This window comes from Nocardia uniformis NBRC 13702 (assembly GCF_001613345.1).
Taxonomy (GTDB): Bacteria; Actinomycetota; Actinomycetes; order Mycobacteriales; family Mycobacteriaceae; genus Nocardia; species Nocardia uniformis.
Genome location: NZ_BDCE01000087.1, coordinates 54,913 through 69,622 on the forward strand (window position 1 = coordinate 54,913; position 14,710 = coordinate 69,622).

The following is a 14,710-nucleotide window of genomic DNA, read 5'->3' on the forward strand; positions in this document are numbered from 1 at the left end:
TGAAAATGGGCCTGAGGTTGGGGTCAGTCGCAGGGCGGGTTGTAGCCGATTCCTGCCGGAAGGTAGCGCTGCCACAGTTCCTCGCTCCACCCTCCGCCGGTCACGGCGCAGATTCGGTCGACGGCGCGCTGGACGTCCAAGTCCCACATGCGAAGCCCGCTGTTGGAGTCGCTGCCTATCGCGGACCGGCCATCCGGGTGCAGCACAACGGTCCGACCGCTCTTACCGGGCTCCACCAGCGGTCCACCCATGCGATGCGGCTGGGCTGGATCAGTGAAATCCCACAGTTGAACGGTGCCGTCGGTACTGGAGGTCAGCATGGTTCGCCCATCGTCGGTGAAGCCGACCGAATTCACCATCAGGGTGTGTGCGGCGAACGCGTCGCCGAGCGGGCGCGGTCGCCGAGCATCGCTGATATCCCAGCTGCGTAGCTTTTCATTGACGACTACGACCATGGTGCGTTGATCGGGTGTGATGTGTACGTCGGCGGTTACCCCGGCGTCGGCTTGCCGCAGCAGATCCGCCAGTTCGACCGGTCGTGCCGGGTCGCTGATGTCCCAGCGGGTGACGACGAGTTCATCGTTGTCGCCGGGGTTGATTCGCTGCAGAACGGTCAGTGTCTTGTTGTCGGGGCTGATGTCGGCCACCCACGCAAAGGCGGTCCGCATGGTGAGGGTCGACAGCATGGTCGGGTCGACGCGATCGGTGAGGTCCCAGAGTTCGACCTTGTCATCGGTGGTGATCGCCGCCAATCGCCAATCTCTGCTGAAATACGGCGAACCGGCGTCTCTGGGCGGCTGTGGCCATCCCGCAACCGACCGGATATCTGCGGGATCGGCTAGATCCAGCACCTGCGTCTCGGCAGGTTTGTAGGTGGTGACCAGCAGGGTGCGTCCGTCGGGGGACAGCGCCATCGAGTAGAGGTTCGGCGGCATTCGGTACTCCCCGATGGGTTGCGGTCGTCGCCGATCCCGAATGTCCCAGACCGCGATTCGTCCGGCTATCGACAGGGTCACCATGCGGTCGCCCGAGCTATCGAACTCGTAGGCGATGACCTGCTCGACGTGCGCGGGAAGGACGGACGGCGGCACCGACCAGGCCAGGAGTTCACCGCTGGAACCGTGGGCGAGCAGCGTGCGACCGTCCTGGGTGAAATGGAGACCCTGGGCTCTGCGAGTACACGGGTATGCGGCGACGCGTGATCGACAGGTACCCGCGCGGACCGACAACTGGTCGGTTATGAGGGTCGAATTGGTCGGGTCGGTGACATTCCAGAGGGCGATTCCGCTGTCGGAGGCTACCGCCAGCGTGCTGCCGTCCGGTGTGAACGCCAGCGATATCACCACATCACCCCCGCCCGCCAATGGTGTTCCCAACTGACGGGGTCGGGCGGGATCGGTGAGGTCCCACAGTTCGACACTCGCGTCCTTATCGTCGGATGTGAATCTGGCTGCCCTGTTTCTACCGACTGCCAGCACCGTACCCGCGGGGTTGAAGGCCAAGTCCCTGAAGTGGGCCTCGGCCATGCTCAATCGGTCGACGGTCTTGATCGGGGCCGCGCGATTGGTGATGTCCCACAACTGGATCGATTCGGTGAGGCTGTCGCCGTCACGGTCACTGCCGATCGCGAGCAGATTGCCGTTCGCGCTGACCCGAATACTGCCCATGGCTCGGTGTTGTCCCTGCTTCGGGGGCTCGTCGTGTACCCGATGGAGTGGACCCGGCACCGGTGTGGCGGGATTGCTCACATCCCAGAGCGTGAAGCCCGCGGGTGTCAGCGTCACCAGTGTCCGGCTGTCGCCTACAAAGGACCCCGTGATCGCCCCTGCTTCGTCCGTCAGACCGGGCAGGCGGGAAATTTCGCGGGGAGTCGCGGGTGAGCTCACATCCCACAGCCGGATGTCGGTGTCGGAGCTGGTCATCATCAGGGTGCCGTCGCGATGGAAATCGACCGAGGCGACTGTGTTGATCGCGTTGCCCAGCTGCTGCGGCTGCTGCGGATCCCGGATATTCCACAGTCGGAGTTCGTTTTTCGTATTGATCGTCGCCAGGACCTCACCGGTCCGGTAAGCCATCTGCCAGACGGAGTCGTTGAGGCTCGTCGATGCCAGCGGCAGATCTTGGGTCTGTAGCAGCCGGATGCGCACATCGGCATCGTCCGGGCGCAGCCGCTGCGCGACGAGATAAAGCTGAGCTGCCAGTGAGGGGTCCGCGGCCCGCATCCGATCGGCTTCCTCCAGGATGGCAGCGAAATTCTTGTCGTCGCGCTGCTGCTGGGCAATCTCGTTCTGGGTGTAGGCGGCGAAGCCGAGGACCAGGAGGACGACACCCAGTACCGCCAATGCGGCTTTGGTGCGGGTGGCGCGGCGGCGCGTGTGTTCCCTGGCTCGGGTTGATGCGGTGAGGAATTCGCGGGCGAGGTCGCCGACCGGTGGTGGTTCGGCATTGTCGGCGGCGTTCTGGAGGCGGGTGCCGCGGTAGAGCAGCGACGAATCACGGTCCTGTGCCGCCCATTCCGCCGCATCGGATTCGAGGCGTTGCCGGACGAGATAGCCGACGCGGTCCTCGTCGATCCAGCCGTGCAGTCGGGGCCAGGCGCCGAGGACGATTTCGTGGGTGAGGTTGACCGCGTCGGCTTCGAGGGTGATGAGGCGGGTGCGGGAGAGCAGTTCCAGTGCGGCGGTGGCGTCTTCGGGGGCGGTGGCGCGGCGCAACAGTTCCGTGCGTTCGGCTGGGCGGCGGGTGTCGTGGGAATCCTGGCTCACCGCAACGAGTCCCAGCAGGATGTCCTTGGCGGCCCGCTGCTGCGGTTCGGTGAGTTCGTTCCAGGCGTGTTCAGCGGTCTCGGCGACGGAGCCGACTACGCCGCCCGCCTTGCGGTAGCCGTCGACGGTCAGTTTGCGCCCTTCTCGCTGTTGCCAGGTCGCGGCCATGACGTGGGAGAGCAGGGGCAGTGCGCCCGGGTCGTAGCTGCGGGAGTGTCGGCGGTCGCCCACGCCGCACAGTTCGGTAATGACGAGTTCTTCCAGGCCGGGCTCGAGTTCCAGGCCCGCGGCCCGTGCCGGTCCCGTAATCGCCTGGGCGAGTTCATCCATGCGCATGGGGCCGAGTAGGAAGCTGCGGTGTTCGAGGGCCTCTTGGAGGACCGGGTGATTGAGGCAGTGTGCGTAGAAGTCGGCGCGCACCGCGATGACGACCGCGATGGGGTCGACCGCGCGGCTGGCGCAGCCGTCGAGCACATCGAGGAAATCCTCGACGCTCTCGCCCTCGTTCTCGCAGATGGTGAAGAGCTCTTCGAACTGGTCCAGGACAATCAGGCGGCGCGGGCGCTCGGGGTGGGGAGCGGGATTGCCCCGACCGGCTTCGTCGTGCGCCGCCTGCTCGTCGCTGATGGATTCGTCGACCGGATGCCCGACGTGGTCGGCCGCCGATTCCGCCGCCGGTGCCGCCGCGAGCAGGAGCGTCGCCAGTGGACGCGGTCCCGGGGTGAGGGAAATGACCTCCCAATCCGCCAGGGCGGGGTGGAGTCCGGCGGCGAGCAGTGAGGACTTTCCGGCTCCGGACGCCCCTACCAGGGCGACTATGCCGGTGGCCTCGCGCACCAGGTCGGTGAGTTCTGTGGTCGCGTGGGCGCGGCCGAAGAACAGATCACGGTTCTCCCCGCGGTAGGAGGTGAGTCCCAGGTAGGGGCAGGCGGATTCGTCCTCCTCCGGGTTCCAGGTGGTGGCCGCCTGCCAGAGTCGTTGCCACTGCTTGGGTTCGGTCACCGTCCGGGGTAGTGGGGTGCCGTCCTTGCGCGCCATATCGATGAGGGTGAGAACCACCGGCAGCAGGGATTCGAAGCGGGCGGGGACATTTCGCCCGGCCTTCCAATCGCTGATGCGCTGTGCGGACGCACCCCCGGCGCGATTGCCGCTGGCGGCGCGCATACGGGTTTCGGCGGCTGCGGCGACTCGCCGGAGCGTCGGATTGCCCGCCGCCTCATACAGTTCAGCGAATCGCTGTGCGAAAAGGGTTCGGGGGGACCGGATTTCCTGGTCGCCCTCGGTCGCCTCCCCGGTCACCGAATGTCCGCCGATGTTCGATTGTTCCCCACGCCCATAAGGCCAATTTAGCGGGAGCCCAGGGATACTGACGAGGTGGTGGCGGGGGATCGCGCCGCGCCACCACCTCGACCGACCCTGCCGTCGGATCACAGGATCACCGGGTCGCCCATGACCCAGTCGGCTACATCCGCTTCAGGGGAGCTGGCCTCGATCACCGTGTACGCCTGCACCGTCAGTGGTCCGCCGCACCCCTCCACCTTCAGACGGTAGTCACGGTTGACGATGTAACCGGTACCGCCGGACGGCAATTCCTTCTCGCCCAACTGAATATCGGTGATGTTGCCGGGTGTGATGGAGAGGTCGAAGCCGATCCCGCCGCCGATGCTGGGGGTGATGCCCGCGTCCGCATAGGGGGTTACGCCGGTCGACCCGACCCCGACGCCCACCGAGACATCGGCGTCGATACCGATATGGGCGTCGACGGAGAACGACACATCCAGGTCGACCGCGCAGCCGACGAACCAGCCGGTGCGGATCTTGCCGGTGCCGCCCTCGACCGTGCCGTAGGAGGTGTTGGTCAGATAGACCTCTCGATTGGTCGGCATATTGTTCAATGGCGCCACATTGTGGAACCAGTTGTCGGTATGGCCGACGGTCACGCTCATCCCATTGGGGGCGACGGTGCTCTTCTCGTGTGGCGCGAGCCCCCCGCCATGCGCGGTGGCCGCCAGCGGAACGGCGAGACCGAGGCCGAGGCCGATCGCGGCGACGGCGGTGGCGAGTGCGGATTTGATGTTCATCTGGTTCCTCCCCGAACCTGTTGCGTCGCTGGGTAGCCGACGCTGTGGGCTTGGTTGCCCCAGTTGAAAGGTAGGGATTCGGGGAGGTTCGGTGCCGCCGCGCCTTGGCCGAGGCGATGGTGAAACCGCTGGTGGAGGGTGTTGGTCTCGGTTATCCGGTCCGGTCGCCGCGGTATCCGGTCCGGCAGCGAGCACAGGTCGGACTCGGGGACCGGTCCGGTCTCGCATCGTCCGGAACGGCACGACGTCCGCGCAGGTAGGCCTGCGATTCCTGTCCGGATCGGACGGAATTCCATCGGAGCGGCGTCTGGTTTCCGGTCAGGTGTTTCGGCGCGCGGTGAACGCGGCGATGGGCACGACCGCCACCGCGAGCACCCCACCGGCGAGGGCGAGGACCGGGTAGCTGGTGGCCGCGACCATCAGCCCCGAGCCCATCCCGCCGGTGGCTCCGGCAATGGCGATGGAGACATCCACCGTGCCTTGTGTTTTCGCCCGGGTCGCCAGCGGCACGGTATCGGTGATAATCGCCGTTCCCGCGACGAGGCCGAGGTTCCAACCCAGCCCGAGCAGTGCGAGAGCCAGCGCCAGCACGGCGACGGAATCACTGGGTGCGGTGGCGGCGAGCACCCCGGCGGCCAGCAGGGTGACCCCGGAGGCGGCGGCGACCGGAAGGCGACCGTAGCGGTCGGCCAGCCAACCGGTCAGGGGTGAGGGCAGATACATGGCTCCGACATGGATGGCGATCACCAGTCCGGTGGCGGCGGTGCCGTGGCCGTGATTGTGCATGTGCACCGGTGTCATGGTCATGATCGCCACCATGACCAATTGCGTCAGCGCCATTACCAGCCCGCCGACGGCGATGCCTTTCCTGGATTCGGCAACGGGGACACCGGCAGTGGTGTGCGTGACGATCGGATCGGTGTCGCCGAGGGAACGGGCCAGTAGCAGCGGATCCGGGCGCAGCCATACCGCCAATACGAGCGCCGCCAGGGCGTAGGCGACCGCCGCGAGCATGAACGGCCCGGCCAGATACGGGATACCGAGAGCTTGGGCCAGCGAGCCGGTGGGTGCGGCCAGGTTCGGGCCGACAACGCCACCGAGGGTGGTGGCGACCAAAACCGTGGACACCGCGCGCCCACGGTGGGAAGCGGTGGCGAGATCGGCTCCGGCGTAGCGGGCCTGCAGATTGGTGGCGGTGCCCGCCCCGTAGACGAACAGCGTGATGAACAGCAGGACCACATTGTCCGAGACCGCGGCGACGAGAACGCCGACGCTGCCGATCGCGCCGATGAGATATCCGGTGGCGAGACCGGGGCGGCGACCATACCGCTGCGAGATGCGCCCGACACCGATGGCGGCGAGCGCGGAGCCCGCGGTGAACAGTGCGCTGGGCAGCCCGGCCATGCTGGTCGAGTCGAGCATGTCCTGTGCCAGCAGTGCCCCGACGGTGATTCCGGCGGCGAGTCCGGCACCGCTGAGAATCTGCGCGGCGACCAGCACGGTCAGGACGCGGCGCTGCGCCCGCGCGGTATCGGGGAGGTCGGCGTCGGAGGTGGTGGCGGCAAACCGGGGCACAGGAGGGACTTTCGCTGGGACGGTGGACCCGGCGAGAGCAGATTCCGGGCGCGATCAGTATCCCTCTTGCCGAACTCGCCGACCGGCCCACCGAAGTCCACGCCACATTCCCGAAATCCGCGCTGTTGCGCACGCGGTCGTCAAGGTACTGCTCGGGCAGCGAGTCGGGCGGTAGCGAGCAACCCCGATCCCAGCGCCGCACGACGCGGATCGCGCCGGACACATCCTCCGCCCGACCACATCAGGGTGTGACTCCGGGTGTTTCCGGATGCCGCGGTGCCGGGTGGGCGTGCCAGTATCGAGGGTATGTACCCGTCCGCGCCCCTAGTCGACCCTGCCCAGGGGATGACCGTCACCGGGCATGTGCCGCGTCTCGTTCGGCGGTCCGGTGGGCGAATTGTCGGCGGGGTGGCGGGCGGGCTCGCCGATCATCTCGGTGTCGACGTCTTCAAGGTGCGGATGGCGTTCGTCTTCCTGGCCGCGCTGGGGGCCGGGCCCATTGCCTACGGGCTGCTGTGGATTTTCACGCCGGGCGGCCGGGACGCGGAGCGGCCATCGGCGACGGAGCGGCGGCAGGGGATCGGGCTGGCGCTGCTCGGGTTGGCGCTGTCGGTGGCGATGGCATGGCTGTTCAGTGGTTCCGCCGCGCAGGTGATCGGACCGATCATTGTGGTCGCGGTCGGCGCGGCGCTGGTGTGGCGCGAATTCGACGCCGAGGGACCACGATCGGTCTTCGGGCTGCCCGCCAAGGCGTCGGTGGTGACGTGGGCGCGGATTGTCGGCGGTGCCACATTGATCGTGGTGGGCCTGGGTGTGGTGGTGCTGGCGCGGATCAATCTGAGTTCGCTCGGATCGGCGCTGCTGGCGGTGGCGGTCACGCTGATCGGTGCCGGACTGTTGACCGTGCCGCTGTGGTTGCGCATGGTGCGGGCATTGAACGATGAACGGTCCGCGCGTATTCGCAATGAGGAACGCGAGGAAATCGCCTCGCATCTGCACGATTCCGTACTGCAGACCCTCGCCCTGATTCAGCGGCAGGCCGACAATCCGCAGGAGGTGGTGCGGCTGGCCCGCAGCCAGGAGCGTGAACTGCGCAAATGGCTGTTCGACGACACCGGTCCCGCGCAGTCGAGTCTGGCGGCGGCGCTGCGCACCATTGCCGGTGAGGTGGAGGACCAGCACGGTGTGAAGGTCACGCCGGTGACCGTCGGCGATGTGTCGATGGATATCGACGACACCGGAAACGGTCTCCCCAAGGAGCATTTCACCGCCATCCTGGGCGCGGCGCGGGAGGCGCTGGTGAATGCCGCCAAACATGCGGGCGTGCCGACCATCGACCTGTTCGCCGAGGTCGAACCGCATCAGGTGAGTGTGTTCGTCCGCGATCGCGGTGCGGGATTCGATCCGGACGCCGTATCGTCGGACCGCCAGGGTCTGGCCAAATCCATTCACGGCCGGATCGAGCGGCGCGGCGGCACGGTCGAGGTCAAGTCCGCGCCCGGACGCGGTACCGAGGTGCGGATTTTCATGCCGCGCAAGGACAGTGCCGAGGAGCGCCTGGTAGTGCGGATGGACCAGCCGATGGCGGGCGACGAGCCGACCACCGGGACCGGCGGTGCGCCGGAGGGCCAGGAAGTATCGGGTTAGGCTCGGGGTCGGTCTGCCATCGAATGAGGAGATATTGGTGAGTGTCCGGGTGTTTCTGGTCGACGATCACGCGGTGTTCCGGTCCGGGGTGCGGGCCGAGTTGAGCCGCGAGACCGATATCGAGATTGTCGGCGAGGCCGGGACGGTGGCCGAGGCGATCGCGGGAATCAAGGCGACCACCCCCGATGTGGTGCTCCTCGACGTGCATATGCCCGATGGTGGTGGCGTGGCGGTGCTGCAGGGCATCGAGGAGGGCCCGGTGTGCTTGGCGCTCAGCGTGTCCGATGCCGCCGAGGATGTGATCGCGGTGATTCGGGCGGGTGCGCGCGGGTACGTGACCAAGACGATCTCCGGGCCGGAACTGGCCGATGGGATTCGCCGGGTTTCCGGCGGCGATGCGGTATTCAGTCCGCGGCTGGCGGGATTCGTACTGGACTCGTTCACGGGTAGGTCCCAGGTTCCGGAGCCGCCATTGGATCCGGAACTGGACTCCCTCACCCCGCGCGAACTGGAGGTGCTGCGGCTGCTGGCCCGCGGCTACACCTACCGCGAGATTGCCGAAAACCTCTTCATCTCGGTGAAAACCGTGGAGACGCACGCCTCCAATGTGCTGCGCAAGACCCAGCAGTCAAACCGCAATGCCCTCACCCGCTGGGCGCATCGCCGTCGGATCGATTGAGCGTCGCCCGCCCGCCCGATCGGCGGACAGTATCGTGCGGGCGTGGTTCCGGTCCCGCTGCAGTATTTGTGAGCTGAGCCGAATCACGGCCTCTTCCAGGGTGATTCCGAGTTCGGCCGCGCGGGCGGCGGCCACCGCGAAGGCGAGCAGGACATCTTCGGTGGGAGTGTCGGTATCGGCCGCCGTGACAAGGTCGAAGTCGCTGAGGAATTCGTCGAGTGCCATGCCGCTCAGCGCCTGGATCTTGGTGAGTGACCGCCCGGACAGCCAGCTCAGTACCCAGCCGTCACCCGTGGGGTCGTAGGTCGCGGTTTCGGGCGTGATATCGCTGGTGATCAACCAGTCGGTGATTCGCAGTGTCATGGTGCTCGCCTCCTGCACAAGGTTCGTGACTTGGCTTGCCGGAGTGGACGTTTCGCTAATGGAACTGTCACTCAATGTTAAAAGGCGATACTTCGTGACGTCAATCAAGCTTTGGTGACTTATTGTGATATTTCGTAAGCGCTTATGCTCGAAATTAGTCAGTCAGAGGGTATTTCGTCCTGAGTGGGCCGAATTATGGCCGAGTAGGATGAAGAAAGAAGCCGAGGAACACCGTTGTGAGCCGCAGGCACCGCAGTGCATCCCGTGACCACTCCGCCCGTGCTACTCCGGTGTGTCGCACAAACTTCCGATGATGAGCTGTTACAAGGTCCGCACCCGGACCGATGACACATCGTGTGATTAGAATGCGCCTCGTGACACTCTGTGGGCACGCGGATGCCGGGCGATCCCTGGGAGGTGCCCGATGACCCGATCGGACAGTGAGCGGATAGGCGATGTGGTGCGTCGCCTACGCATCGAACGTGGATATACCCAGGCCTCCCTGGCCTCGAAAGCGGACTGTTCGCGCAGTCTCGTCCAACAGATCGAGAACGGCACCCGCATACCGCCTATGGCACTGCGGGAACGCCTGAGTCTGGCACTGGGAGAAGAGCTTCCCGGCGAAGCCGATTCCGGCGAATCCGTCGGCAGCGCGTACTACGACCTGCGTATGCGGTTCAATGTCCTGTTGGGCAAGGATCCGCAACTGGTCGAGCGGGCGCTGGGAATCGCGCAGCGGCTCATCGATTCGGCGGGGGCGCGCGACGATATCGAACCGCTGCGCCTGATCGCCGATCGGCAATTGGAGCGCGCGGAGGAGATTCTGGCGCAGATCCCCTCGCGCAGCGCCACCGTATGGGAGTGGAATACGGTCCTGGACTGGCTCACCATCCTCGGCCAGGCGACGGATTCGGTGCGCGCCATTCACACCGCGGATCTGGGCACCATCGGCGGCGATGTCGGCGATGACTACCACCAGGCCATTCTGCGGCTCGCGGACGCGGGGCGGGATGTGCGACGCATGTATGTGCTGGACCGGATCAGCGATGTGGTGCCGTACGAGGACAAGCTGTGGCAGCAGGCGCGGGCCGGGGTGGTCAGCATTCTGGTGAAGCGCGAGCACGCGCGCAACGCACAGAGCATGCTCGTCGTCGACGAACGCTATGTGGCGGTCGGGGAATACGACTACTCGCGGCAGGCGCGGGTCGCGACCCGGTTCTCCGCGCTCAAACATGATGTGGAATTCGCGGTGCGGCGGTTCGAGAAGCTCTATGAACTGACGCGGGACGGCTCGGCCATCGTGGTCAACGATATTGTCGCGGGGGAGTCCCTGGCGCGCTACGACCGGCTCACCGATGAGGGCTGCCGGGAGCTGTTTCGCGCTGCGCTGGAAAAGGATTGGAACGATCTGCCCGCGCCGGGGGAGGCGCCCAGGACGGGTGGACGGCGGTGACCGGAGATCTGGTCGATCTGGTCGGGCTGCGAGCCCGCACCAATCGCTCCGAGGAGCGCAAGCGGCAGGTGCGCCGGTATCTCGATGCGGCGTCGTGTTTTCCGGGTACCGACGGCCGGACGTATTCGGGGATTATCGACGCCTATCACGGTGAGACCGGACTGGCACCCGCCCCGAACGCGGTGGTCGCACTGGATCGGGCCTGGGACGAGCTGCTCCACCTGCAGCGGCCCGACGAGTATCGCGACGGCAGGCTGTACGACAAGCGGCAGCCGCTGATACTGCGAGAGTTGGCTGCCGACAAGCTGTTCGAACGGCTGTCGCGGCCCGTGGACGGGGTGGTCGGCGTGCGGGTGCGGCCCGAGGAAGTTGTGGTCTGCCCGTATTCGAGCACCGTACTGCTCGAAGAGGCCGTCGCCACCCTGGCTCGGCCCGGCGGGGTGATCGTATGCCCGGAAGGGTTCTACAAGAGCTCCAGCATTCATGTCGAGAAGTTCGGGCTGAGCATTGTGACCTGCCCTGGGACGCAGGATGATTCGTTCCGAATCGATCCGGTCGCCTTGGCGCGGTGTCTCGACGAGGTGCGGGATCGGCTGTGCGGGGTCCTGCTCACGCTGCCCGGGAATCCGGTGGTCGCCTCGTATTCGGTGGCGCAGCTGGTGGAGATCGGGCGGGTGCTGGTGGAGCACAATGTGCCCGTTATCTGCGATATGGCCTTCGATCGACTGGTCGCCGACCATATCCCCATTGCCGCACTGAGTGTTCCGACCGCTGCTGGTCCGCGCCGCCTGTATGACCGGGTGCTCACTATTACCGGTAACTCCAAGGGTTACAACGCCTTCGGCCCCTGCAAGCTGGGCGCGGCCTGCTCCGGTAATGCCGAGTGGTTGGGTGAGCTGCGCGAACGGCTCACCATCGCCTTCCAACGGGAGACCACCCACCTGGTGCGCGCGGTGCTCGAGCACACCACCGATGAGTACTTCGCGGCCAATCGCACTCGGATGCGCACCCAATTCGATCGGGCGTTGCGCTGCGTCGCCGACCTCAATGCCCGCCTCGGTATGGATGTACTGCGCCCGCTCGGTAGTCCGGACGGCATGTTCCTGACGGTGGTCTTCGATCGCGATGTCCTCGATCTCGCCGGTGTGCACACCAGTGCGCAGCTCGAGGATCTACTGCTCGCGGCGGCCGGGATCGATAGCGTGGCCCTGGACCGCACCGGGTCGCCGCGCCTGGGCGTGCGCCTCAACGTGCTCGCTCCGCGCACGGCCCCCGGCCACGAATCGGCCGATCTGCTGGACGAATTATTCGACCGCATAGAGCGTTTGGTGCGCGATATCGACACGGGCCACACCTACCGCACCGTCCTCGCCGATCGCGGTCTGCCCGCTCTCCCTGAATTCGCGGTGGCGTCGTGATCGCGGGGGTGCTGCGGGAGACGGCTCCTCGGGAACGGCGAGTCGCCCTCACACCCAATGATGTTCGCCGACTGGTGGGGGCGGGTGTCGGCGTGATTGTGGAGCGGGATGCCGGGGTGGGGGCCGGATTCGCCGATGCGGCCTATCGCGCGGCGGGGGCATCGACCGGTGCGGACAACTATCAGGTGTTCGAGCGCACCGATCTGATCGCCTGGGTGAAAACGCCTGCTTTCGAGCTAGATTCGATGCCGCTGCGTGCCGGTATGCGGCTCATCGGCTTCCAGGATCCGATCGTTCGACAGGGCGCGATCGCCGCGCTGCGCGCCCGCGGTATCGATTCCGTGGCCTTCGAACTGGTACCGCGCGACGGCGAGCCCACGGCTTTCGACGCGCTGTCCGCCATGAGTCGGTTCGCCGGTCGGCTCGCATATTCGGAAGGGCGCCAGCTACTTTCACCAAAGGTGCGAACTCGGGCCGTGCGCAGTCTGATCCTGGGCTGTGGGCAGGCCGGATTGGCGGCGATCCGAGCGGCGGTCGCCCTCGGTGATGAGAAGCCGACCGTTATCGGCAAACGTATGGCTCAGGAAGCGGCGGCATTGAGCTGCGGTGCCGGGGTGTTCGTGCCGCACCCGGAGCAGGCCGTGGTGCGCGACCATATCGAACGCGAGACTCCCGACCTGATCGTGTGTGCGGCAGTACACCGGGGCGAGCGCGCCCCCGTGCTTCTGGACACCGCTGCGCTGAATGCTCTCGGTGCGGGTGCGGTGGTTGTCGATCTCACCGCCAAGGCCGGTGGCAATTGCGTCGCCACCCGCATCGACAGCACCGTCACGCTGCCCAATGGTGTTGTCGTCACGCACCGTTCGAACTATCCGTCCGCGCAACCGCGTGCGGCCAGCGAAAAGTATGGCGCGGCGATGGCCGCCATGATCCTCGAGCTGATCGGCGCACCGGGCGAGTTCGCACTCGAGCGCTGAGCCCACGCGTTCACGCCGCATGAGCGCCCGTCGTGATGCGGGTGTGAGTACGAGTTCCCGGAATGACGGGCGGTGAGATCAGGCGACAGGGCAATGAGGCCGGGTGGGGCGGTGTGTGGCTCGGTCGGAGCAGTGAGGCGAGGCGGAGCCGGTATGACCGGCGGCGTGGTGTGGCCGGGCAGAGTAGTGAGGTCAGGCGGAGTGGTGTGGCCCGGCGGAGTGGTGTGGCCGGGCGGGCTGGTGTGGCCGGGCGGGCTGGTGTGGCCGGGCGGGCTGGTGTGGCCGGGCGGAGGGGTGAGTCCAGGTGAGGCGGTGAGTTCCGGCGGCGGTATGGCGGGGAGCGGGGCGGCTCGCTACACCACCGCTATCAAGATCACGATAATGATCAGCAGGCCGATGAGTAGGCCGATCGCTACCGCTAGTGGGCCCGCGTTCGGGCCGAGGTTGGCGAAGTCTATGCCCTTCGACTTGCGTTGTGTGGTAGCGGGAGTCGCGGCGGCGTTGCGCTGGGGGCGGGGGAGCGGGGTGGAGTACGGGCTGCGTAGACCGGCGGCGGAATTGCGGGCGGCCCAGGCCGGAATGGTGCCGTCCTCGGTGCGGACGGGCGCGCCGAGAATGTAGGGCGCGGTGCCGGGTCCGAAAGCGGCGGTGAGGATTTCATTGCGGGCCTCGGTCATGGTGGGGCGGCGCTGGGGGGCCGGTTCCATCATGTGCATGAGGGCCTGGGTGAGCGGGCCGGTGCGTTCCGGCGGGATGATCTGCGCCATGGCGGCGCGTTCCACCACCACATCGCTGTCGTCTTCGAAGCCATAGGGCGGGTGGCCCTCGATGGCGGTGTACAGCGTTGCGCCGAGCGAGAATACGTCACTGGCGCTGGTGGGCTGCGCGCCGCGTGCCACCTCCGGCGGGAGGTAGGCGGGGGTGCCGGTAATGACATCGCCCGGATCGTCGGCATCACCGAGGCCGCGCGAGATGCCGAAGTCGCTGAGCTTAACCATGCCGACCTCGTCACCGCGATCGGCGACGAGGATATTGCCGGGCTTGATATCGCGGTGCGTGATTCCGGCGGCGTGCGCGGCGGCCAGGGCGTCGGCGACCTGCGCGCCGATCTGTGCCACCTCGATGGGCGAGAGCATATCCACCAGGGCGAGCGCCTTGGCGACACTGCGCGAGGGCAGGTACTCCATGACGAGCCAGGGTTCCCCGGCCTCGAGCACCACGTCGTAGACGGCGATGGCGTGCTGGTGTGCGAGCTTCGCCGCCACCCGGCCCTCGTGCACGATCTGGTCACGCACCGCTCTGGCCTGCTCTTCGCTGAGGTCGGCGAGGGAGAGCACCTGTTTGATCGCCACATCGCGGTGCAGCAGCCGATCCTTTGCCAGCCACACCGCGCCCATGCCACCGCCGCCGAGTTTGGACTGCAGACGGTAACGGCCGGCGACCAGGTAATCGGGGCCGACAAAGGGACGGGCGCGTTCGGTCACGGGTGCAGGGTAGCGGAAAACCATCCTGACTGGCCTGCTTCGAAACCCGAGGTTTGCGCCACTCCCCCTTGACGCGGGCGGAGTGTCGGGTTCTACTGGATTGCACTCGAACGTATATTCGAATTATGACGGTAGCTGGATCGGTGCTGGGTTGTTCGAGCCCGGCACCGGCGGATCCATCGGTAGAGAGAGGTGGTCGATGATGGGTTCGGCTGGGCGGAAGCTGGACCCCCAGGACAAACAGCGGCAGCTGGCGGAACTACGGCGG

10 protein-coding genes are annotated in these 14,710 nt (G+C 66.6%); 5 read left to right on the plus strand and 5 right to left on the minus strand.

Going from position 1 to position 14,710, the window contains the following annotated elements:
* Positions 1–23: 23 nt before the first annotated feature.
* The 3 genes from NU1_RS32175 to NU1_RS32185 form a co-directional block, all read right to left on the minus strand.
* Complete coding sequence (locus NU1_RS32175; protein WP_067527240.1) at positions 24–4,064, minus strand: NACHT and WD repeat domain-containing protein; 4,041 nt, start codon at positions 4,062–4,064, stop codon at positions 24–26.
* 128 nt (positions 4,065–4,192) lie between these two features.
* Positions 4,193–4,846, minus strand: a complete 654-nt coding sequence (locus NU1_RS32180) for an MspA family porin (RefSeq protein ID WP_067527241.1) — start codon at positions 4,844–4,846, stop codon at positions 4,193–4,195.
* 318 nt (positions 4,847–5,164) lie between these two features.
* Positions 5,165–6,421, minus strand: a complete 1,257-nt coding sequence (locus NU1_RS32185; RefSeq protein ID WP_067527242.1) for an MFS transporter — start codon at positions 6,419–6,421, stop codon at positions 5,165–5,167.
* A gap of 345 nt (positions 6,422–6,766) precedes the next feature.
* Here NU1_RS32185 and NU1_RS32190 point away from each other — a divergent pair, with 345 nt between their 5' ends.
* Together NU1_RS32190 and NU1_RS32195 are read left to right on the plus strand one after the other, a co-directional pair.
* Complete coding sequence (locus NU1_RS32190) at positions 6,767–8,068, plus strand: ATP-binding protein (protein WP_245720410.1); 1,302 nt, start codon at positions 6,767–6,769, stop codon at positions 8,066–8,068.
* A gap of 37 nt (positions 8,069–8,105) precedes the next feature.
* A complete protein-coding gene (locus NU1_RS32195; protein WP_170264252.1) occupies positions 8,106–8,747 on the plus strand; it encodes a response regulator in 642 nt (213 codons plus the stop codon).
* On the opposite strand, the gene NU1_RS32200 is transcribed toward NU1_RS32195, so the two are convergent.
* Entirely contained in the window at positions 8,697–9,110 is a 414-nt protein-coding gene (locus tag NU1_RS32200; RefSeq protein WP_174565951.1) for a hypothetical protein, read from the minus strand. The two genes, NU1_RS32195 and NU1_RS32200, sit on opposite strands and share 51 nt — an antisense overlap.
* A gap of 424 nt (positions 9,111–9,534) precedes the next feature.
* Between NU1_RS32200 and NU1_RS32205 the strand changes: the two genes are divergently transcribed.
* Genes NU1_RS32205 through NU1_RS32215 form a run of 3 tightly spaced genes read left to right on the plus strand, consistent with a single transcriptional unit; the run spans position 9,535 to position 12,958 of the window.
* Positions 9,535–10,563 carry a helix-turn-helix domain-containing protein gene (locus NU1_RS32205; RefSeq protein WP_084522007.1) on the plus strand — a complete coding sequence of 343 codons (1,029 nt, stop codon included), beginning with the start codon at positions 9,535–9,537 and terminating at the stop codon, positions 10,561–10,563.
* Entirely contained in the window at positions 10,560–11,981 is a 1,422-nt protein-coding gene (locus NU1_RS32210; RefSeq protein ID WP_169815176.1) for an aminotransferase class I/II-fold pyridoxal phosphate-dependent enzyme, read from the plus strand. The genes NU1_RS32205 and NU1_RS32210 overlap by 4 nt, the downstream gene beginning before the upstream one ends.
* Positions 11,978–12,958: a Rossmann-fold NAD(P)-binding domain-containing protein gene (locus NU1_RS32215; protein ID WP_067527247.1), complete on the plus strand. Its 981-nt coding sequence runs from the start codon at positions 11,978–11,980 to the stop codon at positions 12,956–12,958. The genes NU1_RS32210 and NU1_RS32215 overlap by 4 nt, the downstream gene beginning before the upstream one ends.
* A gap of 353 nt (positions 12,959–13,311) precedes the next feature.
* Here the strand turns inward: NU1_RS32215 and NU1_RS32220 are convergent, their stop codons facing one another.
* Positions 13,312–14,466: a serine/threonine-protein kinase gene (locus NU1_RS32220; RefSeq protein WP_067527248.1), complete on the minus strand. Its 1,155-nt coding sequence runs from the start codon at positions 14,464–14,466 to the stop codon at positions 13,312–13,314.
* Between the last annotated feature and the right edge of the window lie 244 nt (positions 14,467–14,710).